Source organism: Paenibacillus sp. JCM 18996, from assembly GCF_055392555.1.
Genome location: NZ_AP043884.1, coordinates 3,882,813 through 3,909,208, shown reverse-complemented (window position 1 = coordinate 3,909,208; position 26,396 = coordinate 3,882,813). Strand labels below are relative to the sequence as shown.

Here is a 26,396-nt window from a genome sequence, read left to right as displayed (position 1 = left end):
GGCAAAAAAAAGAGGTCCCCCTTCAACGGAGAACCCATATCTGCCTATTCTTTCGACTGCTTGGCCTTTAGCCACTTTGGAGCCCCTTTGTTTTTGCGGTCCCGTTCCCGGTTCGCTGTGGTTTTGTCCGGCGTCCCGCGCGCGGCTTTTGCCGGGCTCCCGCTTCCCGCTGCTTGGCGGATTCGGGCCGGTTCTTCGCGCTTCTTCCGGCTCGGCGCGATAGACGAACTGTCCGTGCTCTCATTGACTAACGCTTCCTCATTCATCCGGGCCGGTGCGCCGTCCTTACCTGGCGGCTGATGCACCCGCTGTGGTGCCCTCTCCCTCCCCACAGTCCGCGGATCCCTGACCGCCGAATCTGCGGCCGTATCCGGGTGTCTTTTGATCCCCCGCGACTTCTGCGGTATGAACTCGTCAGCGTCGTAAATTTTTCCGCCGTACAGCTGTTTAGCTTGTATCTCAATGTTAAGCTGCTTTTCAAATTTACGCAGAATGAACAGCTCGTTAGGCGCAGCGATGTTTATTGCCGTGCCTTTCTTGCCCATGCGTCCCGTACGGCCGACCCTATGCACATAATGGTCCGCATCCACAGGGGGATCGAGATTAATGACGTGCGTCACATCCTCGATGTCCAATCCCCGCGAGGCCACATCTGTCGCAACCAACAATTGAACGCTTCCTTCGCGGAAAGCTTTCATCACCCTCGCCCGGTCCTGCTTGCCGGCCTCACCGTACAAGGCTTCCGCCGACAGGCCCATATACTTCAGCTTCTCGGTGACCTCGGCTATGCCGTCGGTATCATTGATGAACACCATCGCCGACCGCGGATTGTACAATCGGACCAGCCTTCTTAAGGTATCGATTTTGTCTCTCTCGTCACAAACGAACTGTAGATGCTCGACGGTCGCGGAAGTCCGCTGGGCCGGCTCAATCCGCACCAACTCGGGATCCTTCATCCAACGGTCTGCAATTTGCTGGATCTCCGGAGGGATCGTTGCGGAGAAAAAAAGGATTTGCCTGTCCCGAAGCGCGCTTTTCAGAATGATTTCCACTTCCGCCATCGACCCCAGGTCAAAAACCTGATCCGCCTCATCGACAACGATCGTACGCACATAATGCATGCTTAGCTTTTTCACCTTGATCAGCTCGACAATTCTGCCTGGCGTCCCTACCACGATGTGGGGATGAAGCTTCAGCTTGTCCACCTGCCGGGAAAGCGCCGCTCCTCCGATTAACGATTGGGCCAGAATGCCAGTCCCTTCAGACCAACGTTCCGCCTCCTGAAAAATTTGCATCCCGAGCTCCCGGGTAGGGACAAGAATAACCGCCTGCAGCTGTTTGCTTGACGGATCGATATTCTGCAGCACCGGAAGCAGGTAAGCGAGCGTCTTGCCTGTACCCGTCTGGGACTGGGCGATAAGATCCTTTCCGTCCAGAATGAACGGGATCGACTGCGCCTGTATCGGCGTCGGATCATCGATGGCTCCCCGCCGGAGCTTATGGACCATATCCGGTGAGATTTTAAGCGTTTCAAAACTGGGTACCATGATCTACCTCATTTCTGTCTGGCTGCTTATATTTATTATATGTAACTTTCCTTGGTTTCACAAACCTCCCTGGTCCTGGTTACCCCATTCCTGCTTTATTTTATCGCGGACCGCTTCCCTCGCCCTATACAGCTTCTGCCGAACCATTCCCTCCGTGACCTGGAGCTCATCCGCCATCTCTTTGTAAGTCATCTGCCTGACCCACCTCATCTCCAAAATGCGACGGTAATCCGGCTTAATTTTGCCCACGTAGTCGAGCACCGTTTCAATCAGGATCTTGGCCTCGATTTGATCCTCCAGCGTAGAGACCGCGGACGTGCACACAGCCTCGACGGCGGACTCCAATGCTTTGGGATCCAATTGCCGGACAGCTCTCCTATGCTTTTTCAAATAGTTCAAGGTGACATTCCTTGTCAATTTTCGGAGCCAGTTTTCCAGCTTGTCCGTTTCCGCCAGCCTGGGAGCTTTATTAACCGACCGCAAAAAAGCCTCCTGGATGACATCTTCTGCAGCGGCGCGCTCCTTTACCATATAATATACGCCCGGGTAGACGAGCGAGTTAAATTCCTGATATACCTGCTCCTGTACCATCTTGGGCAATGATACAAATTTTTCCGTCACCAATAAAGCCAAAAGCTTGGACATAAACCCCTCCCCGCAAACGATTTCAAGCTGCCCGATCTTATCGGTAGACAGTCGGCCGTCACTCAAGAGATATAAATTCTAAATTTAATGTGCGTAATAAAGAACGATCGGGCCAAAAGGAAGTTTGCAGCGCGGTGAATGTTATTTGCGGTTGACGATCTTCACAAAAATCCCGTCAAGCATACGGGGAAATAAATGATACAATTTGACGCCAAAGCCGGCGATCCAAGGAAGATTCTTCTCGGGAATGTCACGCACGACGGCATCGACCACCTCGTCCGCAACTCGATCAGGCTTGAGCATAAACCTACGCACGTTAAAGGCATAGCCTCCCGATGGGTCCGCTTTCTCAAAAAAGGGTGTATCGATGGGTCCCGGATTCACCGCGCTCAGAACGACACCCGAGCCAATCAGCTCCTGGCGCAGGGAATTGGTGAAACCTAACACCGCGTGCTTGCTGGCTGTGTAGCCGGACGATTTGGCCGTACCGATCTTCCCCGCCATAGAGGCGATGTTGACGATATTCCCCGCTCCCGCCTGCACCATATGAGGAAGCACGGCTTTGGTACAGCGCACTACACCCATGTAGTTGACGTCCATCATCTCTTCAAAATCGCTGAGCGGCGCTTCCAGCGCAGACTTGAATATACCGAAGCCGGCATTATTGACCAAGACGTCGATGCGCCCGTACTTTTCCATAATCTCATTCACCGTGCGTTCGACATCTTGGGAGGAGGTAACGTCCATAACATACGTATCCAGCGTTCCGGGAAACCTGGAAGCGGCCTCCAGCAGCTTGGCCGAAGAACGGCCCGTGAGTACCGGCACCGCTCCTTTGTCCGCGAACTTGCCGCCTAATAGTGCCCCCAGCCCGCTGGTTGCGCCTGTAATGACAACGATCCTGCCATGTAAGTCTCTCATCGGGCCGCTCCTCCGTCTGCGTTCATCTCAGGCAATCAATACCTGGATATCCAACTCTCCTATGCCTTCCATAATTAACGGAATTGTCAAAGCCTTGACTGAACCCAGCGCTTCTCCGGAAGCATGGACAACTTTGGGAGGCGTAATGTCCACCCGGACGCCCTGGTTGTACAGCATCGTACTGGCGTTGCCGCTGATCATGTTGCCGAGCTCGGAAATCGCGCTCTGGGTAATCTCGTTCATTTCGGTGAGGATATATCCGCCCATCATGGCCGATACCACCTTGAGTGCCACTTCTTCCTGCAGCATGAACACGATGTCCCCCTCCATTTGCCCCGTCATACCTATATAAATCCGTATGTATCCGCCCACCGGCACGATCTCTTTGATGCCGAGCTCACCTGTGGAAGGACGAACATTGGCAACCTGCTCAATGACTATTCTTGCCGACTCCAGAAAAGGATGAATCAATTCTGCCTTCATAGCGACTGCGACGCCTCCGTTACCGATACTCATCCGAATAAAATTTTGTCATGGAATGTCGATCCATGTTAGAAAAGATTGGTAGTAATGCACTAATTATATCGGATTCGCAAGGACAAGTATAGGCAAAAATCGTCCGTTCTTATAGGAACTTAGATTCAATTTTTGCAGCCGGTGCCTATAACTCCGGAAAAACGGCTTTTCCCCGGATCGAGCAAGGTGGTCATTCGCACAGCGGCAGGCCGCTTTTACATCCTTATGCCCGCAGTGTTCCCAGAGCTGTACCGTTTTAGCCCTCTGTGAAAGAACCACACTGAAAATACGCAAAAACAGCAAAGCGTTGCCGCCGCATGGAGAAGAAATCCTGTATCCAGCCGCCCTAGCAAACCAACAGGCACGTACGAGATTATACCGGCGGGGACGACTGTGAAGAGGATGAGCTTGCCCCAGCCCTTGAAAATAGATGTGGGATACAGGCTGAACGTAACCATCGAGCCAGTGAACTGCTGGCCGATCCCCTCGGCATTGCCGATATAAAAAGCAAGCGATTGAACGATTAGAATTGTGGTCAGGAACAGCAGCATGATCAGGATCAGCGAAAGGATGTACTTTCCCCACCCCGCGAGTGTCGGCTCCCCGAATACGGCATAAACGGCCAAGCCGAACAGAATATCGCCCAAATTCGCCACGGCCATACGGCTGATAAGCACATTGAGCAGAACAGGCTTCGGTTGGGCTAAATATACGTCCAGAGTTCCCGTAGACACAATATTGGCCAGCCGCATAGTATTGCCGAAGAAGGACGCCACGAGGCCGAAGCCTGCTGAACCGGTAGCCCACAGCATCAGCATTTCGTGCATTCCCCAACCGCCGACGCTGTTGAATTTCTGAAAAAACAGTCCCCAGAACAGCAGCCAAACCATATCATTAAGAAACATCATGCCTGCCGTCAGCAGAAAGCTGACCCGGAATTCCATGGCTCCCGCCAAATTCAGCTTCCAGCACGTCCAGACAAACTTAAGAGTGTTAACCGCCGTTGACATTGAGTTTCCGCACTCCTCTCCTGTACATGTAAGCCAGCAGCGCTCCGCACAACGAGATCCACAGCCACTGGATACCGAGCGCCGACAAGAGACTGCAAGGATCGAAACGGACGGCCGTTTTGGCCGAAGCATACACAATAGACTGAAAGGGAAGCCACGAGCACACCGTTCTCATCGCATCCGGCATCATTTCCGGAGGAAGCATCATCCCTCCTATGATGAACACGATTTTTTGGTAGACAAATTCAATGCCTCTCGTCTCCTCTACCCAGAAAGCGCACAAAGCCACTATCATATTTAAAATATAATACAGCGTCAATGACCCGAAAGCGGTAACGAGAAAACTGGGCCATCCCCAGCCGAGCGCGGGCCAGCCGAACAAGACGACTCCCAGACAGCAGCCCACGCTGAAGGTAATGGCCAAGCGGAGCAACGCCTCCCCTAAATAGCTGACGTACTGGAACAATAGATAGCTTACGGGGCGGGTGAGCTGGTAGCCGATATCTCCGCTTTTCACCTCCCCTTCGATCTTCAGCGCCATCTGCGGACACGACAGTACGATCGATTCGGCGAAGATCAGGTACCACACCATTTGCTGGAAAGTAAAACCCGAGATGGCAAGAGACGACTGCCCTTCGTAAGTCACCCTCCAAAGCTGGATCAATACATAGAGAATCACCAGGATAAAAAGGGACCTGAGCAGCATCTCATACAGGTATGCCAGCTGGTTGCGGGCCGTAATTTTGCCGATGGCGAAATATTTGGCGCTTTTCATAAACAATCGGGAGCCGGGCCTTGCGGTTTGGGCGGAAGCTTGAAGACTGGGCATCAGCCGGCCTCCTTTCCTGCTTTGGTGTAGATTTGCGCTATGATATGCTCCATCGGAGGATCCTCAATCGTCACATCCGAGAGTCGGCAGGATTGGATCACCTCGGCGAGCACGGCCTCGATTGTAGTTTGGGATAAATCAACGGTTAGAGTCATGGTCTTTTCGGCCTTTTCCGCTACCTCGGCTCCGTGGAGAAGTAAAGATGAGGGCTCCTCCGTCAGCGCCAGCTTGACGGTTTTATGGGTCAAATAATACCGCTTCATCCCGCTTACCGTGTCGTCCAGAATGATCTGCCCGTGATTGATCACAATCGCCCTGTGGCACAGCTGCTCGATATCTCCGGCATCGTGGGACGTCAGGAATACAGTGGTCCCTTCCTCCCGGTTCATTTCCCGGATCAAATCGCGTATTCTCTGCTTGATCACGACGTCCAGCCCGATCGTCGGTTCATCCATGAACACGACTTGGGGCCGGTGCAGCAGGGAAGCCGCAATCTCGCAGCGCATTCTTTCGCCAAGCGAAAGCTTTCTGACCGCTGTATTCAGATAGGGGCCGAGTTCGAAGCGTTCCACCAGGTTATTCCTGCGCCTGAAAAATTCCGTCCGGTCCAGCTCGTATATGCGGCTCATCAGCTCAAAGGAATCGATCGGCGGCAGGTGGTACCACAGCTGCGATTTCTGCCCGAAAACGGAGCCTATCCTGAATGAGAGCCTGCGGCGCTCTTTCCAGGGGCAGCATCCGAGCACCTCCGCTTCTCCGAACGTGGGATGCAGGATGCCGGTGAGCATTTTCATCGTTGTCGACTTGCCCGCGCCGTTGGGCCCCAGAAAAGCAAGCATCTCTCCCTGCTCAACCGTGAAATCAATGGGATGGACCGCCATCTTCTCGCTTAACTCCGGCTTAAGCAAAGAGCTGACGCTGCCCAGAAAGCCCTCGCGCTTCTTCTTTACCGTAAAGCTTTTGCTGAGCCCGTTTACCCGTATGGCTGTCATCGTCTCTCCCCCTCACCGCTCATGCAGAGCCGTCACTCCGTCAGCATCACCTTGATGACTCTTTAAAGCAATAAAGACCTTCGGAAGCTTCGCTTAAGCAGCGGAACTTGCCGAAGGTCTTTTATCCCTACGGTGTAGCGCGGCGATCGCCCTGCGCCCGGCTTCGCTCGGTTGGAACGTCGCTGCGGCGCAGCTCAATTCCGTTTCCCTAGAAGCCCTTCCATCAATTTTGTTAGATATTAACATCCCATGTTGGTTATTGTCAATACAAATTATGGGAAGCAAATTACGAGAACGGACAAGTTACGGAAATAGCAGAGGTCTCCTTGTACGACCCTCGTTCCCTGTACGCCTCTTGTTCCTTGTGCGCCTCACCCGAAATTGTCTGATAGAGCTAATTTTGTTACGATAAGCTTAATCTTTGATTCAGAAAGGAAGAAACTAATGCCCGGCTTTATTCTCGATATGGACGGCACGCTGTACCATGGAAAACATCCGATCCCCCATGCCGCGGAATTCGTGCGGCATCTGAGGGACCGGCGTCTGCCGTTCCTGCTCATGACCAACAACTCCTCCAAAACTCCGGCACAAGTCGCCGATCATCTGCGGGAGACGGGAATTGCCGCGGGTGAAGAGGAAATCTTCACGTCCGCCCAAGCCGCCGCTCAGTATTTGAGCGAGCGCCGGAAGAATGGCCGGGTCTACGCCATCGGCGAGACCGGCTTGCTGGATGCCCTTCGCGCCGCCGGCTTCACCTTGACGGATGAGGGGCCCGACTATGTCGTGCAGGGCATCGACCGCGAGTTCAATTACGGCAAGCTGGCCGCTGCCGTAAGGGCCATTCTTGACGGCGCCCGCTTCGTCATGACCAACCCGGACCATCTGCTGCCTTCAGATGGTCTGCTGAACCCCGGCGCCGGCTCGCTGGGAGCCGCCATACAGACCGCCAGCGCGGCCGAGCCGGTAGTGATCGGAAAACCGTCGCCGATCATCATGAACTACGCGCTGGAAAAGCTGGGCGGCTTGCCCCCGCAGGACGTGTGGGTGATCGGCGATAACATCCGCACCGACATCGGGGGCGGGCAAGCCGCCGGGTGCAGGACGGCCCTTGTGCTCACGGGCCTGGCCACGGCGGACAATGTGGAACTTCACATTGCCGAGTCCGGCATTCAGCCGGATGCGGTCTGCAAAGATCTGGCTGAATTTTTGAGGCTCACGCAAATATGAGGTGCGGAACATTCGGAAATCTTTTTTTTACTTATAAATCACACTGCCCGCATCCTTGAACTCGGCCGCCTTTTGCTCCATCCCTTTTTCGATAGCCTCCTGATCTTGCAGCCCTTGCTGCTTCGCATACTCCCGGATGTCCTGAGTGATTCTCATACTGCAAAATTTCGGTCCGCACATCGAGCAGAAATGAGCCGTTTTGGCTCCTTCCGCCGGCAGCGTCTCGTCATGGTATTCGATCGCTCTTTCCGGGTCCAAAGACAGGTTAAACTGGTCTCTCCAGCGGAATTCAAACCGCGCTTTGGACAGAGCGTTGTCCCTCTCCTGGGCTCCAGGATGGCCTTTGGCAAGATCGGCCGCGTGAGCCGCGATTTTATAGGCAATAACTCCCTCACGGACATCATTCTTGTTCGGCAGGCCAAGGTGCTCTTTAGGAGTGACGTAGCACAGCATGGCGGTTCCGAACCATCCGATCATGGCCGCGCCGATCGCCGAAGTAATATGGTCGTAGCCGGGCGCGATATCCGTCGTAAGGGGTCCGAGCGTATAGAACGGCGCCTCTTGGCAAACTTCAAGCTGCCGGTCCACATTCTCTTTGATCAAATGCATGGGCACATGTCCCGGGCCCTCGATCATCACCTGCACATCATGCTTCCAGGCGATTTGGGTCAATTCACCCAATGTATCCAGCTCCGCGAATTGTGCCTCGTCGTTGGCATCCGCTATCGATCCGGGACGCAGCCCATCCCCAAGCGAAAAAGCCACATCATACGATTTCATAATTTCACAAATTTCTTCAAAATGAGTGTAAAGGAAGTTTTCCTGATGGTGGGCAAGACACCATGCCGCCATGATGGAACCGCCGCGAGAGACGATGCCCGTCACCCTCTTGGCCGTCAAAGGCACATAGCGCAGAAGAACTCCGGCATGGATCGTAAAATAATCCACTCCCTGCTCGGCTTGTTCTATCAGCGTATCGCGGTAAATTTCCCAGCTCAGCTCTTCGGCTTTGCCGCCAACCTTTTCCAATGCCTGATAAAGCGGTACGGTTCCGATAGGCACCGGGGAGTTGCGGATAATCCATTCGCGCGTTGTGTGTATATTTTTTCCCGTGGACAAGTCCATAATGGTATCCGCACCCCAACGGGCAGCCCACCGCATTTTTTCGACCTCTTCGTCAATAGAGGAAGCAACGGCGGAATTACCGATATTGGCGTTGATTTTGACCAGGAAATTCCGGCCGATGATCATAGGCTCGCTTTCCGGATGGTTGATATTTGACGGAATAATCGCACGTCCCGACGCAACCTCGCTGCGCACGAAGTCAGGGGACACATTTTCCCGAATCGCGATATATTCCATCTCCGGGGTAACGATCCCTTTTCTCGCATAGTGCATTTGCGTGACATTGGCTCCGCTTTTGGCCTGCAATGTCCGGCGGTTCGGACCGGGAAAGATTTCCACCTGATTTACCGAGGCCTCGTTCACATATCCGTTGTCCTCGGGCTTGACCGTTCTACCTGTAATTTCTTCCACATCGCCGCGTTCCAGGATCCATGCCCGACGGTTCGCAGGCAGGCCTGCGCGGATATCCGTTTGAACACCCGTATCCGTGTAAGGACCGCTGCTGTCATAGACCCTTACAGGCGGGTTGGCTTGCTCGCCGCTCGCACCGGTTGTCGAAGACAGGGCGATTTCACGCATGGGAACTTGAATGTCAGAGCGCGAACCTTGGACATAGACCTTCTTGCTGCCCGGAAAAGCCGTCGGCTCTGAGATGCTTTCATTTGATTTGATTTCGCTTGCCATTTTCATTTCCTCCTCGGTATAAATGAATTGGTACAAGCGGAGATTCCTCTGCGCACGCAGCTAAAAAAGACCGCGGGCGGAAAAGAAGCGGTCTTTGTGTACACAAAGGCTGAGGCTTTCCTCCGCTGGCGTTGCCTATTTGGTTAACGGGACAACAAAGGGGTGCCAGAGGAGCAAAAAAAACCGCCACGAATAACCGGACGGTTTGATGTCACATGCTATTCTCTACGCTGGCATTACCCAGATCAGATTTCCGGTCAATGACATAAGGTCATTATCTCAGCCTGACTTCATCAAGCACCCGGTGCGCGATATGTTGTTGTCGTTGATTAATACAATACAGTATATTTTTGGAATTGACAACCTGTTTTCGTTCAGAAAAAACAGCTGCTGCCAGCAAAGACCGGTCATTCTAATTTTCAACAATCTGGCTTCTCTCAAATATTGCGGCACCTGGACAAGAATCCATGATCACTCGGCTCCGATGTTTATGCCAGGTTTTGCACAAATGAAAAAGCACCCTTCAGGGTGCTTGGAATTGCTTGGGCGCTCTTTTTTACTGAGCATGCCACCAGGACTCCACGATTTGATGAGCTACTGCGGGATTATAACCTTTTCCCACTAAATAGGTGATTGCAGTTGCTTCTCTTAAAGCATGTTCAGTCGATATAGCATAGGCTTCTTGTAAACCGTGTCTAACCCAAGGCTCAACCACTGTTAAAGTTTCATACTTTAAATTGTGCGGAAGAGAATACGTTGGATATGAATAATAAGGATAGGCCAAAGCCTTTTCCTCCTTTCAATATCTAGAATTCTCTTCAGCATATGCCTAACTCATTTATTGTTGCGCCCAAAAAACCTTCGAGAATACGTCTCTTAAGCGGGCTTTTGCAAACCTGTAACGAAACCTCAAGGCCAATTGCTAACGATGAAAATCGCCGAACTGCTCGAAGGCCTCAATGGGTAAAAAGACTGTTTGCCCAAAATAGAGGCATCTTTACACAGAAAAGCTCGCCCAAAACCGGACGTTCAAAAAAGCTAAACTCCCTGCTTCGCGCCGACAGTCTTCCTTTCGGCAGCCTTGGCCGGCAGCTGTTCCTTGGCTTTTCCCATAAACAGGATAAACAGCAGCGCAGCCACAGCCATAACGAGAGACCATACAAACACATGGGCGATGGAGTCCGCCAAAGCCGCCGTAATTTGATCCAGGATTTCCTTCGGTATCATTTTTCTTACTTCAGGCTGCAGTAAAGCATTCGCATTAAGATTCTCGAACCGCGGATTCGGGGCGAGCTTCGACAGCTTCGATTTCAGATACGAGCTTTGGACCGTGCCGAGAATAATAATTCCTACAGCTGAGCCGATCGTCCGGAAAAAGCTGACCAACGAAGTGACGATACCCCTCTCGCGGAATTCGATTTTATGCAGGGCGGAAACCGAGATGACAGGAAAAGAAGCGCCGACGCCCAGACCCATAAGCACCATATAAAACGTGACCAGCGTACGGGAAGTGTTTACGGAGATGCCGGACAGCAGCAGGCTCGAGAGCAGGACAAGAACGGCGGAAACCAGCATAATATTGCGGTAGGAGGTTTTTCCGATAAACCGCCCGCCTAAAGTGGAGCTTACCACGACGCCAAGCATCATAGGAGTCATCACGATGCCCGCATTGGTCGCCGAGCCTTCATACACCCCTTGGATAAACAGCGGTATGTAAGAAGCCGCGGCGAGCAGCAGCACGCCGTAAAAGAAGCTCGCACCCATCGAGGAAGTGAAGAGCCGGTTTTTAAACAAGCCGAGCGGAATGATCGGCGACTCCACCTTGGTTTCGATCCACAGGAAAAGAGCCAGAAAAACGATGCTACCCGCGAAAAGAGACAGCTCGCTGACCGAACTCCATTCGAAGTTTACCCCGCCGACGGTTTTGCCGCCGAACTCCAGGGCGAACATCAGCAGCAGCACCGCCCCCATCATTGTTACCGTTCCAAACCAGTCGATCTTCTGTTTTCTTCTTTCCACACCTTCCTTGTAGGCCATGGCGATCAGGAAGAAGGAGACGACGCCCAGCGGAAGATTGATATAGAAAATCCAATTCCAGGTCCAATGGTCGGTGAAATACGCGCCTGCAATCGGTCCGAATACGCTGGAAAGGCCGAATACCGCGCCGAACAGTCCCTGCATCTTGCCGCGCTTCTCGGGCGGGAAGAGATCGAAAATAATCGCAAACGTAATCGGCATCAATGCGCCGCCGCCGATCCCCTGGATCGCGCGGTAAACTATCAGCTGCGTCATGTTGCCCGATGTGCCGCACAGCGCGGAACCGGCCATAAATACGGTAATGCCGAGCAAAAAGAACAGCTTCCTGCCGTACATATCGGACAGCCTTCCGAAGATCGGCATGGAAACGACGTTCGCGATCAGGTAGGAGGAATACACCCACACAAAATAATCGAGCCCTCCCAGCTTGGAGATAATCGTAGGCATCGCCGTCGATACGATCGTTTGGTCCAGCGCAGCCAGAAGCAAACCCATGGCCAATCCGATGACCGTTAATCTAACATTTGAAGTGGCGCTCAAACTAGTCCCCTCATTTCATATTTCAAATTAAAGTGCATTTCATTATTCTATATTTAAACTTGAACTGTACACAATATCCGCCCGTGTATTTTACAAAATTTTCATCTTGCAGCTTTCGCCTTACTGCGTCCGGCTTTGTCTGCGATATCCGGCCTCCTCCGTTATTCCCGGCTATTGCAAGGCCGTGACAGCGTATCATATAATAGTTTTATTGAAAAATAAATTTTATATGTACCATGACTTTATATAGAAATTATCTATTCTGGAGGGTCGACTTTGAACATTAGCCAATTGGAAACACTGCTGACGATATCCAAAACGATGAGCTTCCGCAAAGCGGGAGAGCTGCTCAATCTGACGCAGCCCGCAGTATCGGCCCAAATGAAGAGCCTTGAGGACGAATTCCAGACAGTGCTGATCGACCGCAACCAACCGGTTACCTTGACGGAAAGCGGCAAGCTGTTTCTGACCCACGCCCAGATTATTTTACAGACGGTGGAAGATTTGAAGCAGCGGCTGGCCGACCTGAACCAGGCCCCTCAGGGGCATATCCATCTGGGGACGACCACCTCGATTGCGATGCAGATTCTTCCGCGGGTGCTGTCTTATTTCCAGAACCAATATCCTATGATCAAGACGAGCATCCATTCCATGACGACATCGGAAATTATGTACGCCGTGGAGAACGGCACGATCGACCTTGGCATTACCTACTTGTTCGACAAGAGCTCTTCCCTGCAGACGGCAGCCCTGTATTACGACACCTTCGAGCTTGTTGTGTCTCCTGAGCATCCTTTAGCCAAGTACGACAGGATTGCCGTGGAAATGCTGCGGAATATACCTCTGATCATGCTTTCCCCCGAAACGGCAGGAAGAAGATTTATCGATAATGTGCTGCAAAAGCATGGAATCGTGCCCAAGATCGTGATGGAGCTCTCTTCCTCGGAAGAAGTTAAGCGCATGGTGGAGCTCAATCTGGGCGCGGCCGTGATCTCCAAGCTTTCCATTTCGGTCGAGCTTCGCCTCGGGTCCTTGAAGATGATCCAGGTCGCCGATCTCGAGACCTCCCACCCGGTAGGCGTCATTTACAAATCCGGACGTTATCTCAACTCCGCCATGCAGCAGTTCCTGAACGATCTGATGGGCATGCAGGAATACCAGTTCCTCGGTTCGGAATAAGGTGGTTCAATCAGACGTTTTCGGTTAAAATAGTTTTATTATCCATTGCTGCCCAGGAGAGGAGGTTCCCATGAAATTTGATCTGCATACCCACCACAGAAGATGCGGCCACGCCGAAGGCGACATCGAGGATTATGTTCGCGCAGGCATTGAAGCGGGCCTCAAGGCGATCGGAATTTCCGACCATTCGCCTTATTTCGCAAGCGACGAGGATCAGCTGCATCCGCTAATCGCCATGGCCAAGAGCGACTTTCCGAACTATATCGACGAAGTGCTCCGCCTGAAAAAAAAGTACGAAGGAACAATCGACGTGCTGCTTGGTGTGGAGTCCGATTTTTTCCCGGAGCACATCCAGGCGTACAAAGACATCTATGAGCGTTATCCTTTCGATTATATCATCGGCTCGGTCCATCAGACGGACGGAGTAAGCATTTTCAACAAGAAGCGCTGGAACGGATTGAACGAGGAGCAGAAGGTCCGGCAGAAAGAGATTTATTACGATCTCATCCAGCAATCCGCGCACAGCGGCATGTTCCAGATTCTAGGCCATATCGACGCGATGAAGGGCTTCTATCCCGAGTTTTCGGATATTCAAACCGATATCGTGGAGAAGACTCTGAAAGTCATTGCCGACTGCGACATCGCAATTGAAATCAATACCTCCGGCAAAACAAAAACCGTTGGCGGCTGGTATCCTTCCCATATCATGCTTGAGCAGGCGAGGCATTATGGAGTGCAGGTGACGTTCGGTTCGGATTCCCACAAGCCAAGCCGCGTCGGCGACGAATTCGAAGAAGTGCGAAGCAAGCTGAAAGAGCTGGGCTTCAAGCAATGGGTTTATTTTAAACAGAAGGAAAGAATTTTTGTGGATTTGTAGACATTGACGCTGCACATCGTCAGGAGACCGCCTTAGGGCGGTTTTTTTGTTTCCGGGGCAAAAAAAGTGGACCTGCAACGGGCAGGTCCTGCAAGGTTTATATATTAAAAAGGGGGTCTTGGTTATTATAGTACCCGATCAATATTATGGAACCATAACAGAAACATTTCATTTGTGTAACAAAAATGGAAACGGTTCACGAATCCTAATTCCCGCGTGTTTCCCGTTTATAATAATAGTTTGATCCTGCCAGGGTTATGATTGCTGTCAACAGGGCTACGGAAACAATCGCCGTAAACTGGACGGCGGCGCCGAGGAACGCGGTGCAGATAACGGCAAGCCCGCCGAGCACAAAGCTCCAGCCGCCAAGATGATGGGTCTTTCTCCATACTTCTTCGTTCGCCAGAGTCCACGGAGTGCGGACACCGACGAAATAGTTCGCCTGGAAACGGGGCATGACATTGCCTATGAGCACAAACAGCAAGCCCACCGTAACTGCCATGATGGTGGACACGTCCACTGGATAGCCCAATCCGTAAGCGATGATGGTGGTATGGCCGATTAACAGCAGCAACAGCGTCCCGTTCATCACCGTGTCCAGCCCGGACTTGAATCTGGCGTAATTGCCTTTCTTGGGATCGAGCACAGGGATCAGTACAAAAACCAGATAGATCGCGATCATCGTCACCGGCATAATCAGAACCGCCTGCCAGCGCGGTGAATAGCCGTTGGGCTGCATATTCATTCCCCAGTGGGTGGCTACATTATCAGGAAGCTTCGGGTAGCTCCACAAGGAAATCACTGCCGCCGCCAAAAGCAGAATCAGAGGTATTCCGTATTTTCTCATTTCGTTTCCTTCCCTTCTGTTTGATAATACTGCATAGCCCACTTCATCACATCCTGAAAAATCGTCGTATTCAAAGAATACATAATGTGCTGCCCCTTCCTTTCGTCCCATACCAGCTCCGCCTGCTTGAGCAAATTCAAGTGATTGGAGATGCTGGGCTTCGTCATTTGAAAATGATCCGCGATTTCCCCAGCAGTCAAATCCCGTTCCTTGAGCAGATCGAGTATTTTTCTTCGCGTCGGGTCCGACAATGCTTTAAACACGAGCTGTAAGGACATGGCCCCCTCCTTCTCTTGCAAACGAGATCAAGTTTTATATTTAGTTAAATTTCTAATTGTATAAATTTAACCATATATTTTTGCATCCGTCAACGGTTCGAGACAAAAAAATAATTATCACTCATTTGCAGGGAGGCTGCGAGGTATCGTATAATTCAGGGCATAATCCTTTTCAAAATTAACGGAGAGCAGGCTGCATATGTACGATTACCACCACCTATCTCATGTAAAGGAACAAAGCAGGTCCAAGAAAACGTTGTGGACCACACTTCTTATTACTCTATTCTTCACTATAGTGGAAATTGTCGGCGGCTTGCTTTCGAATTCTTTGGCTCTGCTGTCCGATTCCGCCCACATGATATCCGATGTCATCGCTTTAGGACTGAGCATGTTCGCCATCTATATGGCTTCATGGCCTCCCAATGCCCGGTACACATTCGGGTACCTCCGGTTTGAAATTGTCGCTTCCTTCCTCAACGGGCTGGCGCTGGCGATTATCGCCATAGGTATTTTCATTGAAGGAATCTTGCGCTTTATTTCGCCCCAGCCGATTGAACTGGGCCTGATGCTGACGATCTCCTCCATCGGCTTTGTCGTCAATCTGGTGCTTACTATAGTGCTGAGCCGTTCTATGAAAGAAGAAGAGAATCTCAATGTGCAGAGCGCGCTGTGGCACTTTTTCGGCGATCTGCTCAGCTCTGTCGGAGTTATCGTGTCGGCGATCGTTATTTATTTTACAGGTTTGCAGTTCTTCGATCCTCTTGTCTCGATCGTAATTGGAGGCATCATTTTCACCGGGGGCATCAAAATCCTTAAAGAATCCTATCTGATTCTGATGGAGTCCGTTCCCGCCCATTTTAACCTTGATGAAATCCGCGCAGCTATAGGAGAAGTCGAGGGTGTGGAGGACGTGCACGAGATGCATCTATGGGCTGTTTCGTCCGATCACTATTCCTTGACCGCGCACGTATTTGTCGATGAAAAAATCCAGCCGTTCTGCATTATCCTGGCAATCAACGAAGTGCTGACGCAAAAATACGGTATCGGGCATTCCACCATCCAGATGGAGCACGCAAACATTCATCCGCACGGGGAGTACGGAAGGGAGTTTTTGCGCAAGCAGGAAGAGGAGAAACAGCAGGAAGTTGAGGAAAAGGACTTGGTGGGAACAACACGCTTTGCTAAATCGAACTAAAGTACGCAGAGCGTACGGTTTCGCATCAAGTTGCAGGAAAAGCTCCATCTAATCTACTTTTTTTACATTTACATATCTGATTTAACGGGAATTTGTCCATGTAAATCGGCACGTTGACTACACAAAAAGCATTTTCTGCAAAATTAACTGGAGCTATTCCCGCAAAAGGATCCACAAGAGCGCATCCGGGCAAGATTAGCAGGAGCTTTTCCTGTTAGTCTGTGGGGTGTTCAGGGTTGAAGTGGCTGCCGTGCCATGCCGCACCAAATTTGATATAATGTGCCTATCCTGTCTTCTGGAGGCTGTCAAAATGTCCGATTCATTGCATCGCATAGAAGAGATGATAACCAGCCTTATAAAAATGCAAGCAACAAATAATGCGAAACTTGAGGAACTGTACGAGATGCAGACGGCCAGCAATGCCAAAATCGATCAGCTCTTCGAGATGTAGGCAGCCAGTAATGCCAAAATCGATCAGCTAGCCGATGAAGTCAAAGAGGTAAAGGAAACGCTACACATTTTTCATTCGGAAACCAGTGTAAACTTAAAGAAGATGAATCGAAGGATGAAGTTGATTGAACAGGATCATGATGCAACGATGACTAAAGTCGAATATATGCAAAGCACAAAAAATTAACCGCCTGCCGGGCTTTGCAAAGTGACCTGCACTTTGTAAAGCCCGGCAGGCGGTTTTTCTTTCTCGTTAAATATATTCGTTCTTGCCGCCAATAGGGATAGTGCTCAGCACAATACACACATACCGCCTTGTCCTTTCCTCCGTGATGCTTCACATCCGCCTGGCCGTCCCCGATGAAGCCGGTTGCCGTAAGAAACAGCGGCTCCGAAGACGGCAGCTTGTTGATGCCGCTCGTATGTCACCATCTTTTGAGGCTGACCCACGTCCTGTAAAAAATAGGGAGTTGGCCCCACGGTGCTGTTACGATAAGTACCGCTCCTGAACGATCTGCTTGTGGTGCAGCTCATGGCCGGCAATAATGAACGCAAGCGCCTGTGCGGTAATTTCATGGCCATTGGCGAAGCCGCGGCGTGTCCAGGCTTCTTCCGGCATGCCTTTTATCAAAGTCAACGTAGCTTGACGCACCGCTTCGTAATTCTGCAACAGCTCCTCTAACGAGAGTCTGCCGAAATCCGCCCCGTTCACGAACAGGTTCTCTTCAAAACCCGCCAGAGGCGTTTGATCGCCGCGCGCAATACGCAGGAGACGGTAGCTCATCACACGCTCCGTATCCGCCATGTGCCCGAGCACTTCTTTGACGCTCCATTTATCCGGCGCGTACCGGTGATTGGCCTGCTCATGCGTCAAGCCCAGGAAGAGATTCACCGTTTCCCTGGACTGCTCGATGAGAATATCCGGCAGCTCCCCCTCCGGCATTTTGCTGACGTAAGCTTCAAATTGCGGCGAATAATCGGTTCCTGATTGCGGTCTCTTCTTCATATGGATACGAGGCTCCTTTCAGTTTAAGAAAAGCCGCAGACACTAAAAGTCTGCGGCTTCTTTGATGTTTATTACATTGGGCGGTCTGAGGCTTCTTTGATGTTTATTACATTCGACAGTCTGAGGCTTCTCTGATCTATATTACATTCCGAGCCATTTTTTGAACAGATGTTTTGTTGTATCTTTGTTCATTGCGGCAATGGAAGTTGTCAAAGGAATACCCTTCGGACAGGAGCGTACGCAGTTTTGCGAGTTGCCGCAGCCCTCGATGCCGCCGTCTTCCATCAGTGCGTCCAGACGCTCTTCCTTGTTCATCTCGCCCGTCGGGTGAGCATTGAACAAGCGCACTTGCGAGATTGCCGCAGGCCCGATGAACGAGGTTTTCTCGTTTACGTTCGGGCAGGCTTCCAGGCAAACGCCGCAGGTCATACATTTGGACAGTTCGTAAGCCCACTGCCGTTTGGACTCGGCCATTCTTGGTCCGGGACCGAGATCGTAGGTACCGTCGATTGGAATCCAGGCTTTCACTTTCTTCAAAGCGTTGAACATTCTGCTCCGGTCGATGACAAGGTCGCGGACGACAGGGAAGGTGCTCATCGGGGCGATGCGGACCGGCTGCTCCAGCTTATCGATCAGTGCGGTACAAGCCTGGCGCGGCCTGCCGTTGATCACCATGGAGCAGGCGCCGCACACTTCCTCAAGACAGTTGGATTCCCAGCACACCGGAGTCGTCTTGCTGCCGCTCGCAGTCTTGGGATTCCGTTGAATTTCCATCAATGCGGAAATGACGTTCATATTGGGACGGTAGGCAAGTTCAAATTCTTCGGTGTAAGGCTTGGTTTCAGGAGAATCTTGACGTGTGACCACAAACTTTACAGTTCTGTTCGCTGTTTGTGCTTCAGCCATGATTAATGACCTCCTTTCTTGTCTGTTGTATAGTCGCGCTTGCGAGGCGGGATCAAAGAAACATCCACATCTTCATAGCTGATTTGCGGACCGTCCGGAGTCCATTTGGCTTTGGTCGTCTTCAGGAAGTTCTCATCATCGCGTTCAGGGAATTCCGGCTTGTAGTGCGCTCCTCGGCTTTCATTCCGCAGCAAAGCGCCCTTTGTCATCGCTTGCGCCAATTCAAGCATATTCCACAGCTGGCGGGTAAACGCTACGCCTTGATTGTTCCAGCGGGCAGTATCCGTCATGGAAATATTGCCGTATCTTTGCTTCAGCTCCTGGATCTTGTCCAGTGTCAGCTGGAGCTTGTCATTGAAGCGTACGACCGTCATATTGTTGTTCATCCACTCGCCCAGCTCTTTATGGATAACATAGGCGTTCTCGGAGCCTTTGTCCATTGCCAGCAGGCCTTCGTATTTATCGGTTTGTCTCTTCTTCTCTCTGTCAAACACCGAGGAAGAGATGTCTTCCGCATGTTTATCCAACCCTTTGATATACTCGGCCACTTTCGGTCCGGCCACCATGCCTCCGTAAATCGCAGAAACAAGCGAGTTCGCACCCAAACGGTTCGCGCCATGGTATTGGTATTCGCATTCTCCGGCAGCGAACAGTCCCGGAATATTGGTCATCTGGTTGTAATCTACCCACATGCCGCCCATCGAGTAATGGACCGCAGGGAAGATTTTCATCGGAATTTTACGCGGATCGTCGCCCATGAATTTCTCATAGATTTCGATAATCCCGCCCAGCTTCACATCCAGTTCCTTCGGATCCTTATGGGAAAGATCGAGATACACCATGTTCTCGCCGTTGATTCCGAGCTTCTGGTCTATACAGACCGAGAAAATCTCACGGGTTGCGATGTCACGGGGTACGAGGTTTCCGTATGCGGGGTATTTTTCTTCAAGGAAGTACCAAGGCTTGCCGTCTTTATAGGTCCAGATCCGTCCGCCCTCACCGCGCGCCGATTCGGACATCAAGCGCAGCTTGTCGTCTCCGGGAATGGCCGTAGGGTGAATCTGAATGAATTCTCCGTTCGCGTAGTAAACACCCTGCTGGTAAACTGCGGAAGCCGCTGTACCCGTATTGATCACCGAGTTGGTCGATTTGCCGAAAATAATGCCGGGGCCGCCTGTCGCCAAAATGACCGCATCGGAAGAGAAAGTATGAATTTCCATGCTGCGCAAATCCTGCGCGGATACTCCGCGGCAAACGCCGTCGTCGTCGATGATCGCGCCCAGAAACTCCCAATGCTCGCGCTTGGTCACCAGACCGGCGGTCTCCCAACGGCGGACCTGCTCATCGAGCGCATACAGCAGCTGCTGTCCTGTAGTCGCTCCGGCAAACGCAGTACGGTGATACTTCGTTCCCCCGAAACGGCGGAAATCGAGCAGTCCTTCCGGAGTACGGTTGAACATAACGCCCATCCGGTCCATCAGGTGGATGATGCCGGGAGCCGCGTCGCACAGCGCTTTTACCGGCGGTTGGTTGGCCAGGAAGTCGCCTCCGTAAACCGTATCGTCAAAATGCTCCCAAGGAGAGTCGCCCTCGCCTTTGGTGTTGACCGCTCCGTTAATGCCGCCCTGCGCGCAGACGGAGTGGGATCTTTTGACCGGGACCAGGGAGAAGAGCTCCACGTGAACCCCGGCTTCCGCAGCTTTAATGGTAGACATCAGGCCCGCAAGGCCTCCGCCTACTACGATCACTTTTGAATTAGCCATTGTTGTTCACACCCTTTACCCTTTTATATTCATAGCTGTTGTATTTGCAAAAGAAGGATCGATGAACGCGGTCAAAGACAGGATAAACATAACCGCCATGATCACGAACACGCCCATCCAGATATAGCTGGAAATGCGCTGAGCGCGGGGTCCCACAGTGACGCCCCAGGAAACGAGGAAAGACCACATTCCGTTGCTAAAATGGAAAGTAGCCGACAGAATACCTATGCAGTAAAGCACGAAGTACACCGGATTGGAGGCGATGTCATGCATCGTTAAGCCCAGCCCTGCGTGGGTAGTAGTGCCGAGCGCCACCTGAAGGCGGGTCTGGAACACATGCCATACAACGAAAATAAACGTAATGACCCCCGTCACACGCTGAAGCATAAACATTTGATTGCGGAAATAGCTGAAGTTGGTGACGTTGTTGCGCGCCGTATAAGCGACGTACAATCCGTAGACGCCATGGTACAGCAGCGGAAGCCAGATTCCAAACAATTCCAGGAAGAACACCAGCGGCAGCCCGTTCAAAAAGTTAACGGCCTCGGTGAAACCCTCTGGCCCTTTGCGCGCGGAGTAATTCGTCAATAAATGCTCGACCAGAAAAGCGCCTACCGGAATTACACCCAGCAAAGAGTGAAGCTTGCGGTAATAATAAGAATTTGCAGCCATCTCTTATGGATTCCCTCCTCTTGATTATAAAACGCCTGTTAAAACCATGATTCATTGTACTCCCCGTTAAGACAAGCGTCAATGCAGCTTCTGCGCCAATCTTCATAATTTCGACAAAAATGTAAGCTTTGCCAATTGTGAACAACGAGTGACATTAATATCGTACCTCTATGTAGCTTATAATGGAAGTGCTTATTTAGTATAATTACTTATAACGAATGATCATAAGGAGAATAACTGCATGGAAAATTTGAACGTATTCGCAACCGTAGTCGAGCATGAAAGCTTAAACAAAGCCTCAGCCATCTTGAATTTATCGCAGCCTGCCCTCTCGAGAAAAATAAGGAAGCTGGAAGAAGAACTGGGCGTAGAGCTGTTCGAACGCAAAGGCAAGAAGCTGATCCTCACCCGGGTCGGGGAGCTGTGCTACGAATTCGCCGTAGAGTCGCGCCGGATGCAGCGCAATTTTCTCCAATCCATCAATGAATATAAACTGGCCAAAACGAACCGGTCCTTCATCCTGGGCGCTTCGCTGACCACTCTGCAATCTACTCTTCCCGACCTTGTAACGGTTTACACATCGGAGACCCCTCATACGGACATTAAAGTGTTGACCGGCAAAACGCATGAAGTCGTCTCAATGGTAAAAGAGAAAAAGGTGGATGTCGGCCTGCTCGCCTCCACTATCGACCATCCCGGCCTGGTCTGCATGCCTTTATTTGACGACCATCTCTGCCTGGTGCTCCCGGAAGGCCACCCCCATGCGCAAAAAAAAGCGATAGAAATGAGCGATCTGCATGAGCTGTCCATGATCCTTTTCTCCAAAGGCACTTGGTACCGCGTGCTGACAGACGAGCTGTTCATGCGCACAGCCATTTTTCCCGACGTCAAAATGGAGATCGATTCGTTCGAAGCGATTATCCGTCTCGTTTCGACCTGCCAGGCAGCCACTCTGCTGCCCAAATCGTATGTCCGGCAGGATATGCTGGAAGAGAACCGTCTGGTCGTGCGCAGCATACCGGAGCTGGAATCCGCCAAGCGGACGACCTCGCTCATCTTTAACGAAACAACGGCCCTGAACGAAGCGGCGCGCCAGTTTGTGGACAAAGCAAGGCGGCATTTCAGCACCGCCAGGTAACCGTAATTGTTTAGGACGTTCTCATCTTCTTCGCCCGGTTCAGAAGCGTGAAAATCAGCCTTGGCCGCTCCAATAACCGGGTTTTCCACAGGGCCTCTTTTCCGCTTTAGCGGATATTATAGAACCTGCAGGTATTTTGGTAGATCGTGTCCCGAGCTTCTTCGAAGGGTATCCCCTTGATTTCGGCAATCTTGCGTATGACCTCGCCGATCATGCGGGGATGCGTCCTTTCGCCTTGGAAACGCCCTTCGAACGGCCAAGGCCCGTCCGTCTCAGCCATCATCAGCTCAAGCGGGTAGGCCGCAGCGAGATTCCGGATTTCCTCTTCATACCAAATATCCGGCGTGAAAGAGATGAAATAACCGCTGCGCTTCATGCGGTCGATGGTGGAGGCGCTTCCTTTGAACCAGTGAAAATGGGCTTTCGTCACCCCATGCTTCTCGAGCAGATCACACGCTGTATCCGCATCTTCATATACCGCGTGCAGCACCATTGGCGTCCGCTCAGCAGCGGCAAATTCCGCGAATCTGTCCAGCAGACCGATGTAAAACGCAAGTTCAAAGCTTCTGCCTTCGCGTTCCGCTTCCTTGCGGATGTAGTATGGCAAACCTACTTCCCCGACCGCTGTCATCTCGCGTCTGTGCTCCGACATCCAATGAAACAGTGCGTCCATCTCCGCATCTGACGGCAGCGGCTGTTCCGGATGAAAGCCGAACGCCGGCTTCACTCTGCCCGGATGCTGACGATGCAGTGTGAGATTGTCTCGGCAGGAAGCGAGGTCCATGGAAACCGCAATAAGCTGCTCAATCCCGATATCAGGCAGCTCCTGCAGTATGTGCGCTTGTTCTTCAGGCGCATACTTATCCAAATGAATGTGAGAATCGATTCCGGTCATTGTTTCCCTCTCCTCGAACGTTCCTGCTCCTTCTTCATAAGCCCGTAAATTTCTTCCTTCAAGCGGATGAAATCCACACTATGTACGACTCCTTCTTCTCTTGGCCGCGAAAAAGGAACGTTTATCTCCTTCAGCACTACCGTCGGCTTGCCTGATAACAGGTAGATCCTGTCCGACAAAAACAGCGCTTCATCGATGCTATGGGTAACGAACAGGACTGAGCGCTGATTCGCCTCCCACATCCGCAGCAGCCAGTCCTGCATCTCCTGCCGCGTCAGCGCGTCCAGCGAGCCGAATGGCTCGTCGAGGCACATCAGCTCCTGCGGGCTGAGCAGCGCCCTGAGGAACGACGCCCGCTGCTGCATCCCGCCGGACAGTACAGAAGGGTATGCTCGCTCGTACCCCTCCAGACCGACCTTCGGCAGCCACTCCCTTGCTTTCCTGAGGGCTTCGGCTTTAGGCACTCCCGCTACTTCCTGCGCCATAATGACATTGCCCTCTATCGTTCGCCACGGAAGCAAAGCGTGATTTTGCGGCATGTAGCTGATGTAGCCTTTTGCCCCGGTGATTTCCTTCCCGCCGAGAAACACGTGCCCCGAGGTAGGCCGCTCCAGCCCCCCGATAATATGAAAAAGCGTACTTTTCCCGCTGCCCGACGGGCCGATCAGGGTGACGAACTCCCCTTTTCCCACCGTGAGCGAAATCTCTTCAAGCACAGGCGCCGGCTCTCCTTGGCCGGGGAAGGTTTTGGAAATTCCGGTTAGCTTAAGTTGATCCTTGGCCTCCATGGCGTCCTCCTGTCTATTTGCCCGGCTTCCAGCGGATTACACGGCCTTCCACCCAGGCGATCAAGCCGAATAAGCCCAAGCTGAGCAGCACGATGATGAAAATCGCCACAAACATGCGGTCCGTCCGGAACGAGGCTTTCTGCAGCAGCATGTATACTCCGATCCCTTTGTCCGATCCAAGCCACTCGGCGATGACGGCGCCCATGACGCTGTAAGCCGCTGCGATTTTCAGCCCGGAGAAGACAGAAGGAAGGGCGCCAGGCAGCTCCAGCTTGAAAAAAATCTGCTTTTTCGTGGCCCCAATCATTTTCATATAATTCATCATGGCCGAATCGGTCTGCGTGAGCCCTCCCAAGGCCGCGACCGCAACAGGGAAAAAGCACACCAATGTAATGACGATCAGCTTGGGAAGCAGTCCAAACCCGAACCAGATCATGAGCAGCGGAGCGAGTGTAATGGTGGGAATATTTTGCGAAAGGATGAGCAGCGGGTAAAAACCCCTTTTGACAAGAGGAAACAAGTGCAGCACAAAGGAGAGCAGCAGCCCGACGGAGGAACCGACTGCAAATCCAAGCAGAGTAAGTCGAATCGTGGACAACGTATGTGTCCAAATTCTCGGGAAGCCGGCAGCCCCTTCCTGCACGATCAGGGAAGGTGCAGGAAGCAGCCAGTCCGGAATGTCGAACAGCACCGCGCACGCCTGCCATATCGCCAAAAACAGGATGACCACCACAAGGGGCGGCCAGCCTGCTTTTAACGGGCGATATTTGCTGCTCATGGCCTGTACTTCTCCGTCTGCTTATCCATCGAGGCGCCGGAAGGGTTGTACAGAATTTTGATCTGGGAAATGACGCTCGGGCTGCCGATCTCTAACATCGCGGCATTCATACGTTTTACGATGTCCAGCAGCTCGTCCAGATCCCCTTCCATCGTAGTGTCCAGCGGGTTGACCTGGTGCTTTACCCCCGACTGCTGAATGACCTCAATAGCCCGGTCCACATAAGGGATGACGTCTTCATTGTTTACGGTTTTCGGTATAATTTGAATGCTGAGCAGCGCGTTGGCCATTTGATAACCACTCCTTATCTCGCTTATTTGGATTCCGGAAGGAACTGATTCGTAAATGCTGCGTCCGCGTCAAGCTTCTTTTCCAGCAGTTTATGGTCCTGCATCCAGGCCGCGTAATTTTCCCACACAGACTTCTTCTGCTCGCCCCAGCGGGGAGCGTCGTCCTGATATTTCGGGCTGAGCCACTTCTGGCTGGCGACGACGAGATTTTTATCGAGGTCCGGATTCGCCTTCAGCAGAATGCCTGCCGCCTCTTCAGGCTTCTGGATCGCATATTGATAGCCTTTGGCAGTTGCCGCCATAAAAGCCTTCACCGTGTCCGGCTTCTCCTTGATCATCTTCTCGTTTGTTACGATCACCGGAGTGTAGTAATCCAGCTTCGGATCGTATTTATTCAGATAGATCATATTAATCGGTTCCTTGCGCAGCTCCGCCTGTATGCCCGTCCAACCGTAATATATCCAGGAGAAGTCAATGTCTTTTTTAATCGCAGTGAAGAAGTCGGCTTCCCCCACATTGACGATTTTCACTTTGGACACATCGGCTTTTTCACCGGACATTAACGATTGCAGCATCGCTTCCTCTACGGGAGAACCAAAGCCTCCATAGGTTTTTCCTTCAAAATCTTTGGGAGCTTTAATGTTCTTGGCTGCCGGAGACGCAAAGCCGGACGTATTATGCTGAATCACGGCAGCGATGGACACAAGCGGCACCCCTTGCAGCCGCGCTTGCGTAACCCCTTCCTGATAGCTGACTCCAAAAGGAGCCTCCCCTGAAGCCACCATCGCGTCGGCGCCGCCCGAGCCAGGCTGGATTATTTCTATATCCAATCCTTCCTTCTCATAAAAGCCTTGGTCCTTGGCGACATACAGCCCGGTGTGATTCGTATTGGGAGTCCAATCGAGCACTACTTTCATATGGGTCAACGGTTTCGAGCCCGTTTGCGGAGCCGCTGCGTTCGAACCCGGTTCAGCCTTCTTGGCTCCAGCCCCGCATCCTGTAAGGCCCGCCACCAGCAGCCCGCTCATCAACCATTTCATTGCTTTTCTCTGTCTGATTTTCATTCCCCATCCTCCTATAGTCCGGACAAATTAAAAAGCGCCCCTGATCAAGGAGCGCATAGATGCACATGAATAGCACTAATTCCTACGCTGGCATTATCCAGATCAGGTTAAAGGGTCAGTATCTTGAGGGATACAATCTCAGCCGGCCAATTCCAGCTCCCCTGGCGTTATTTAATTTGGCTTAGTTTAACATGGAC

At 51.9% G+C, this 26,396-nt stretch carries 27 protein-coding genes, 1 pseudogene and 2 riboswitches; of the genes and pseudogenes, 6 read left to right on the top strand and 22 right to left on the bottom strand.

From position 1 onward, the window contains the following. Positions 1-44 precede the first annotated feature (44 nt). From ACZ5N7_RS19350 to ACZ5N7_RS19320, 7 genes are all read right to left on the bottom strand, one after another. Positions 45-1,547 carry a DEAD/DEAH box helicase gene (locus ACZ5N7_RS19350; protein ID WP_464656237.1) on the bottom strand — a complete coding sequence of 501 codons (1,503 nt, stop codon included), beginning with the start codon at positions 1,545-1,547 and terminating at the stop codon, positions 45-47. A 57-nt stretch (positions 1,548-1,604) separates the two neighbouring features. Further along, positions 1,605-2,192, bottom strand: coding sequence for an RNA polymerase sigma factor (locus ACZ5N7_RS19345; protein ID WP_464656235.1), 588 nt, complete (start codon positions 2,190-2,192; stop codon positions 1,605-1,607). 141 nt (positions 2,193-2,333) lie between these two features. Next, a complete protein-coding gene (locus ACZ5N7_RS19340) occupies positions 2,334-3,113 on the bottom strand; it encodes an SDR family NAD(P)-dependent oxidoreductase (protein ID WP_464656233.1) in 780 nt (259 codons plus the stop codon). A 27-nt stretch (positions 3,114-3,140) separates the two neighbouring features. Next, positions 3,141-3,596, bottom strand: a complete 456-nt coding sequence (locus ACZ5N7_RS19335) for a chemotaxis protein CheX (protein WP_464656231.1) — start codon at positions 3,594-3,596, stop codon at positions 3,141-3,143. 248 nt (positions 3,597-3,844) lie between these two features. Beyond that, a complete protein-coding gene (locus ACZ5N7_RS19330; RefSeq protein ID WP_464656229.1) occupies positions 3,845-4,639 on the bottom strand; it encodes an ABC transporter permease in 795 nt (264 codons plus the stop codon). Next, the gene (locus ACZ5N7_RS19325) at positions 4,623-5,468 is read right to left on the bottom strand and encodes an ABC transporter permease (RefSeq protein WP_464656227.1); all 846 of its coding nucleotides are present in this window, start codon (positions 5,466-5,468) and stop codon (positions 4,623-4,625) included. The genes ACZ5N7_RS19330 and ACZ5N7_RS19325 overlap by 17 nt, the downstream gene beginning before the upstream one ends. Next, positions 5,468-6,460 carry an ABC transporter ATP-binding protein gene (locus tag ACZ5N7_RS19320; RefSeq protein ID WP_464656226.1) on the bottom strand — a complete coding sequence of 331 codons (993 nt, stop codon included), beginning with the start codon at positions 6,458-6,460 and terminating at the stop codon, positions 5,468-5,470. Before ACZ5N7_RS19320 ends, ACZ5N7_RS19325 begins: the two co-directional genes overlap by 1 nt. A 444-nt stretch (positions 6,461-6,904) precedes the next feature. Here ACZ5N7_RS19320 and ACZ5N7_RS19315 point away from each other — a divergent pair, with 444 nt between their 5' ends. Then, positions 6,905-7,687: a TIGR01457 family HAD-type hydrolase gene (locus ACZ5N7_RS19315; RefSeq protein ID WP_464659368.1), complete on the top strand. Its 783-nt coding sequence runs from the start codon at positions 6,905-6,907 to the stop codon at positions 7,685-7,687. Between the two features lie 27 nt (positions 7,688-7,714). Here the strand turns inward: ACZ5N7_RS19315 and thiC are convergent, their stop codons facing one another. The 3 genes from thiC to ACZ5N7_RS19300 form a co-directional block, all read right to left on the bottom strand. Then, the gene (gene thiC / locus ACZ5N7_RS19310) at positions 7,715-9,496 is read right to left on the bottom strand and encodes a phosphomethylpyrimidine synthase ThiC (RefSeq protein WP_464656224.1); all 1,782 of its coding nucleotides are present in this window, start codon (positions 9,494-9,496) and stop codon (positions 7,715-7,717) included. 205 nt (positions 9,497-9,701) lie between these two features. Further along, positions 9,702-9,811: riboswitch (TPP riboswitch) on the bottom strand. A 241-nt stretch (positions 9,812-10,052) separates the two neighbouring features. Then, positions 10,053-10,280 carry a hypothetical protein gene (locus ACZ5N7_RS19305; RefSeq protein WP_464656222.1) on the bottom strand — a complete coding sequence of 76 codons (228 nt, stop codon included), beginning with the start codon at positions 10,278-10,280 and terminating at the stop codon, positions 10,053-10,055. A 254-nt stretch (positions 10,281-10,534) separates the two neighbouring features. Beyond that, positions 10,535-12,073 (bottom strand): MDR family MFS transporter, encoded by a 1,539-nt coding sequence (locus ACZ5N7_RS19300; protein WP_464656220.1) that lies wholly within the window; start codon positions 12,071-12,073, stop codon positions 10,535-10,537. Between the two features lie 276 nt (positions 12,074-12,349). On the opposite strand from ACZ5N7_RS19300, the gene ACZ5N7_RS19295 reads away from it, so the two are divergent. Together ACZ5N7_RS19295 and ACZ5N7_RS19290 are read left to right on the top strand one after the other, a co-directional pair. After that, positions 12,350-13,252 (top strand): LysR family transcriptional regulator, encoded by a 903-nt coding sequence (locus ACZ5N7_RS19295; protein WP_464656218.1) that lies wholly within the window; start codon positions 12,350-12,352, stop codon positions 13,250-13,252. A gap of 70 nt (positions 13,253-13,322) precedes the next feature. Continuing rightward, positions 13,323-14,129: a histidinol-phosphatase gene (locus ACZ5N7_RS19290; protein ID WP_464656216.1), complete on the top strand. Its 807-nt coding sequence runs from the start codon at positions 13,323-13,325 to the stop codon at positions 14,127-14,129. A 205-nt stretch (positions 14,130-14,334) separates the two neighbouring features. Here the strand turns inward: ACZ5N7_RS19290 and ACZ5N7_RS19285 are convergent, their stop codons facing one another. Together ACZ5N7_RS19285 and ACZ5N7_RS19280 are read right to left on the bottom strand one after the other, a co-directional pair. Beyond that, entirely contained in the window at positions 14,335-14,976 is a 642-nt protein-coding gene (locus ACZ5N7_RS19285; protein WP_464656214.1) for an SdpI family protein, read from the bottom strand. Further along, positions 14,973-15,254 carry an autorepressor SdpR family transcription factor gene (locus tag ACZ5N7_RS19280; protein WP_464656212.1) on the bottom strand — a complete coding sequence of 94 codons (282 nt, stop codon included), beginning with the start codon at positions 15,252-15,254 and terminating at the stop codon, positions 14,973-14,975. Before ACZ5N7_RS19280 ends, ACZ5N7_RS19285 begins: the two co-directional genes overlap by 4 nt. Before the next feature lie 199 nt (positions 15,255-15,453). Here ACZ5N7_RS19280 and ACZ5N7_RS19275 point away from each other — a divergent pair, with 199 nt between their 5' ends. Together ACZ5N7_RS19275 and ACZ5N7_RS19270 are read left to right on the top strand one after the other, a co-directional pair. Next, a complete protein-coding gene (locus tag ACZ5N7_RS19275) occupies positions 15,454-16,449 on the top strand; it encodes a cation diffusion facilitator family transporter (protein ID WP_464656210.1) in 996 nt (331 codons plus the stop codon). A 310-nt stretch (positions 16,450-16,759) separates the two neighbouring features. Continuing rightward, complete coding sequence (locus tag ACZ5N7_RS19270) at positions 16,760-16,900, top strand: hypothetical protein (protein ID WP_464656208.1); 141 nt, start codon at positions 16,760-16,762, stop codon at positions 16,898-16,900. Between the two features lie 265 nt (positions 16,901-17,165). Here ACZ5N7_RS19270 and ACZ5N7_RS19265 read toward each other — a convergent pair. From ACZ5N7_RS19265 to ACZ5N7_RS19245, 5 genes and pseudogenes are all read right to left on the bottom strand, one after another. Continuing rightward, positions 17,166-17,312, bottom strand: a pseudogene (locus ACZ5N7_RS19265) (MOSC domain-containing protein); the annotation flags it as partial. Positions 17,313-17,386: 74 nt separating this feature from the next. Further along, positions 17,387-17,905, bottom strand: a complete 519-nt coding sequence (locus tag ACZ5N7_RS19260) for a DinB family protein (protein ID WP_464656206.1) — start codon at positions 17,903-17,905, stop codon at positions 17,387-17,389. Between the two features lie 141 nt (positions 17,906-18,046). Continuing rightward, complete coding sequence (sdhB, locus tag ACZ5N7_RS19255; protein WP_464656204.1) at positions 18,047-18,811, bottom strand: succinate dehydrogenase iron-sulfur subunit; 765 nt, start codon at positions 18,809-18,811, stop codon at positions 18,047-18,049. A 2-nt stretch (positions 18,812-18,813) separates the two neighbouring features. Then, complete coding sequence (gene sdhA / locus ACZ5N7_RS19250; protein WP_464656202.1) at positions 18,814-20,574, bottom strand: succinate dehydrogenase flavoprotein subunit; 1,761 nt, start codon at positions 20,572-20,574, stop codon at positions 18,814-18,816. A gap of 15 nt (positions 20,575-20,589) precedes the next feature. Further along, positions 20,590-21,246, bottom strand: coding sequence for a succinate dehydrogenase cytochrome b558 subunit (locus ACZ5N7_RS19245; protein ID WP_464656200.1), 657 nt, complete (start codon positions 21,244-21,246; stop codon positions 20,590-20,592). Positions 21,247-21,487: 241 nt separating this feature from the next. On the opposite strand from ACZ5N7_RS19245, the gene ACZ5N7_RS19240 reads away from it, so the two are divergent. Continuing rightward, a complete protein-coding gene (locus ACZ5N7_RS19240; protein ID WP_464656198.1) occupies positions 21,488-22,384 on the top strand; it encodes a LysR family transcriptional regulator in 897 nt (298 codons plus the stop codon). A gap of 106 nt (positions 22,385-22,490) precedes the next feature. Here the strand turns inward: ACZ5N7_RS19240 and ACZ5N7_RS19235 are convergent, their stop codons facing one another. Genes ACZ5N7_RS19235 through ACZ5N7_RS19215 form a run of 5 tightly spaced genes read right to left on the bottom strand, consistent with a single transcriptional unit; the run spans position 22,491 to position 26,199 of the window. Beyond that, a complete protein-coding gene (locus ACZ5N7_RS19235) occupies positions 22,491-23,279 on the bottom strand; it encodes a TatD family hydrolase (RefSeq protein WP_464656197.1) in 789 nt (262 codons plus the stop codon). Further along, positions 23,276-24,067 (bottom strand): ABC transporter ATP-binding protein, encoded by a 792-nt coding sequence (locus tag ACZ5N7_RS19230; RefSeq protein WP_464656196.1) that lies wholly within the window; start codon positions 24,065-24,067, stop codon positions 23,276-23,278. Before ACZ5N7_RS19230 ends, ACZ5N7_RS19235 begins: the two co-directional genes overlap by 4 nt. A 13-nt stretch (positions 24,068-24,080) precedes the next feature. Then, positions 24,081-24,845 carry an ABC transporter permease gene (locus tag ACZ5N7_RS19225; RefSeq protein WP_464656195.1) on the bottom strand — a complete coding sequence of 255 codons (765 nt, stop codon included), beginning with the start codon at positions 24,843-24,845 and terminating at the stop codon, positions 24,081-24,083. Further along, the gene (locus ACZ5N7_RS19220) at positions 24,842-25,135 is read right to left on the bottom strand and encodes a thiamine-binding protein (RefSeq protein ID WP_464656194.1); all 294 of its coding nucleotides are present in this window, start codon (positions 25,133-25,135) and stop codon (positions 24,842-24,844) included. The genes ACZ5N7_RS19225 and ACZ5N7_RS19220 overlap by 4 nt, the downstream gene beginning before the upstream one ends. A 23-nt stretch (positions 25,136-25,158) precedes the next feature. After that, positions 25,159-26,199: an ABC transporter substrate-binding protein gene (locus ACZ5N7_RS19215; RefSeq protein ID WP_464656193.1), complete on the bottom strand. Its 1,041-nt coding sequence runs from the start codon at positions 26,197-26,199 to the stop codon at positions 25,159-25,161. A 62-nt stretch (positions 26,200-26,261) separates the two neighbouring features. After that, positions 26,262-26,372: riboswitch (TPP riboswitch) on the bottom strand. Positions 26,373-26,396: the final 24 nt, after the last annotated feature.

Bases quoted from the DNA above. Each gene is read 5' to 3' on its own strand.
- ACZ5N7_RS19350 (WP_464656237.1), bottom strand. From the start codon at position 1,547: ATGGTACCCAGTTTTGAAACGCTTAAAATCTCACCGGATATGGTCCAT.
- ACZ5N7_RS19345 (WP_464656235.1), bottom strand. From the start codon at position 2,192: ATGTCCAAGCTTTTGGCTTTATTGGTGACGGAAAAATTTGTATCATTG.
- ACZ5N7_RS19340 (WP_464656233.1), bottom strand. From the start codon at position 3,113: ATGAGAGACTTACATGGCAGGATCGTTGTCATTACAGGCGCAACCAGC.
- ACZ5N7_RS19335 (WP_464656231.1), bottom strand. From the start codon at position 3,596: ATGAAGGCAGAATTGATTCATCCTTTTCTGGAGTCGGCAAGAATAGTC.
- ACZ5N7_RS19330 (WP_464656229.1), bottom strand. From the start codon at position 4,639: ATGTCAACGGCGGTTAACACTCTTAAGTTTGTCTGGACGTGCTGGAAG.
- ACZ5N7_RS19325 (WP_464656227.1), bottom strand. From the start codon at position 5,468: ATGCCCAGTCTTCAAGCTTCCGCCCAAACCGCAAGGCCCGGCTCCCGA.
- ACZ5N7_RS19320 (WP_464656226.1), bottom strand. From the start codon at position 6,460: ATGACAGCCATACGGGTAAACGGGCTCAGCAAAAGCTTTACGGTAAAG.
- ACZ5N7_RS19315 (WP_464659368.1), top strand. From the start codon at position 6,905: ATGCCCGGCTTTATTCTCGATATGGACGGCACGCTGTACCATGGAAAA.
- thiC (WP_464656224.1), bottom strand. From the start codon at position 9,496: ATGGCAAGCGAAATCAAATCAAATGAAAGCATCTCAGAGCCGACGGCT.
- ACZ5N7_RS19290 (WP_464656216.1), top strand. From the start codon at position 13,323: ATGAAATTTGATCTGCATACCCACCACAGAAGATGCGGCCACGCCGAA.
- ACZ5N7_RS19285 (WP_464656214.1), bottom strand. From the start codon at position 14,976: ATGAGAAAATACGGAATACCTCTGATTCTGCTTTTGGCGGCGGCAGTG.
- ACZ5N7_RS19280 (WP_464656212.1), bottom strand. From the start codon at position 15,254: ATGTCCTTACAGCTCGTGTTTAAAGCATTGTCGGACCCGACGCGAAGA.
- ACZ5N7_RS19275 (WP_464656210.1), top strand. From the start codon at position 15,454: ATGTACGATTACCACCACCTATCTCATGTAAAGGAACAAAGCAGGTCC.
- ACZ5N7_RS19270 (WP_464656208.1), top strand. From the start codon at position 16,760: ATGTCCGATTCATTGCATCGCATAGAAGAGATGATAACCAGCCTTATA.
- ACZ5N7_RS19260 (WP_464656206.1), bottom strand. From the start codon at position 17,905: ATGAAGAAGAGACCGCAATCAGGAACCGATTATTCGCCGCAATTTGAA.
- sdhB (WP_464656204.1), bottom strand. From the start codon at position 18,811: ATGGCTGAAGCACAAACAGCGAACAGAACTGTAAAGTTTGTGGTCACA.
- sdhA (WP_464656202.1), bottom strand. From the start codon at position 20,574: ATGGCTAATTCAAAAGTGATCGTAGTAGGCGGAGGCCTTGCGGGCCTG.
- ACZ5N7_RS19245 (WP_464656200.1), bottom strand. From the start codon at position 21,246: ATGGCTGCAAATTCTTATTATTACCGCAAGCTTCACTCTTTGCTGGGT.
- ACZ5N7_RS19240 (WP_464656198.1), top strand. From the start codon at position 21,488: ATGGAAAATTTGAACGTATTCGCAACCGTAGTCGAGCATGAAAGCTTA.
- ACZ5N7_RS19235 (WP_464656197.1), bottom strand. From the start codon at position 23,279: ATGACCGGAATCGATTCTCACATTCATTTGGATAAGTATGCGCCTGAA.
- ACZ5N7_RS19230 (WP_464656196.1), bottom strand. From the start codon at position 24,067: ATGGAGGCCAAGGATCAACTTAAGCTAACCGGAATTTCCAAAACCTTC.
- ACZ5N7_RS19225 (WP_464656195.1), bottom strand. From the start codon at position 24,845: ATGAGCAGCAAATATCGCCCGTTAAAAGCAGGCTGGCCGCCCCTTGTG.
- ACZ5N7_RS19220 (WP_464656194.1), bottom strand. From the start codon at position 25,135: ATGGCCAACGCGCTGCTCAGCATTCAAATTATACCGAAAACCGTAAAC.
- ACZ5N7_RS19215 (WP_464656193.1), bottom strand. From the start codon at position 26,199: ATGAAAATCAGACAGAGAAAAGCAATGAAATGGTTGATGAGCGGGCTG.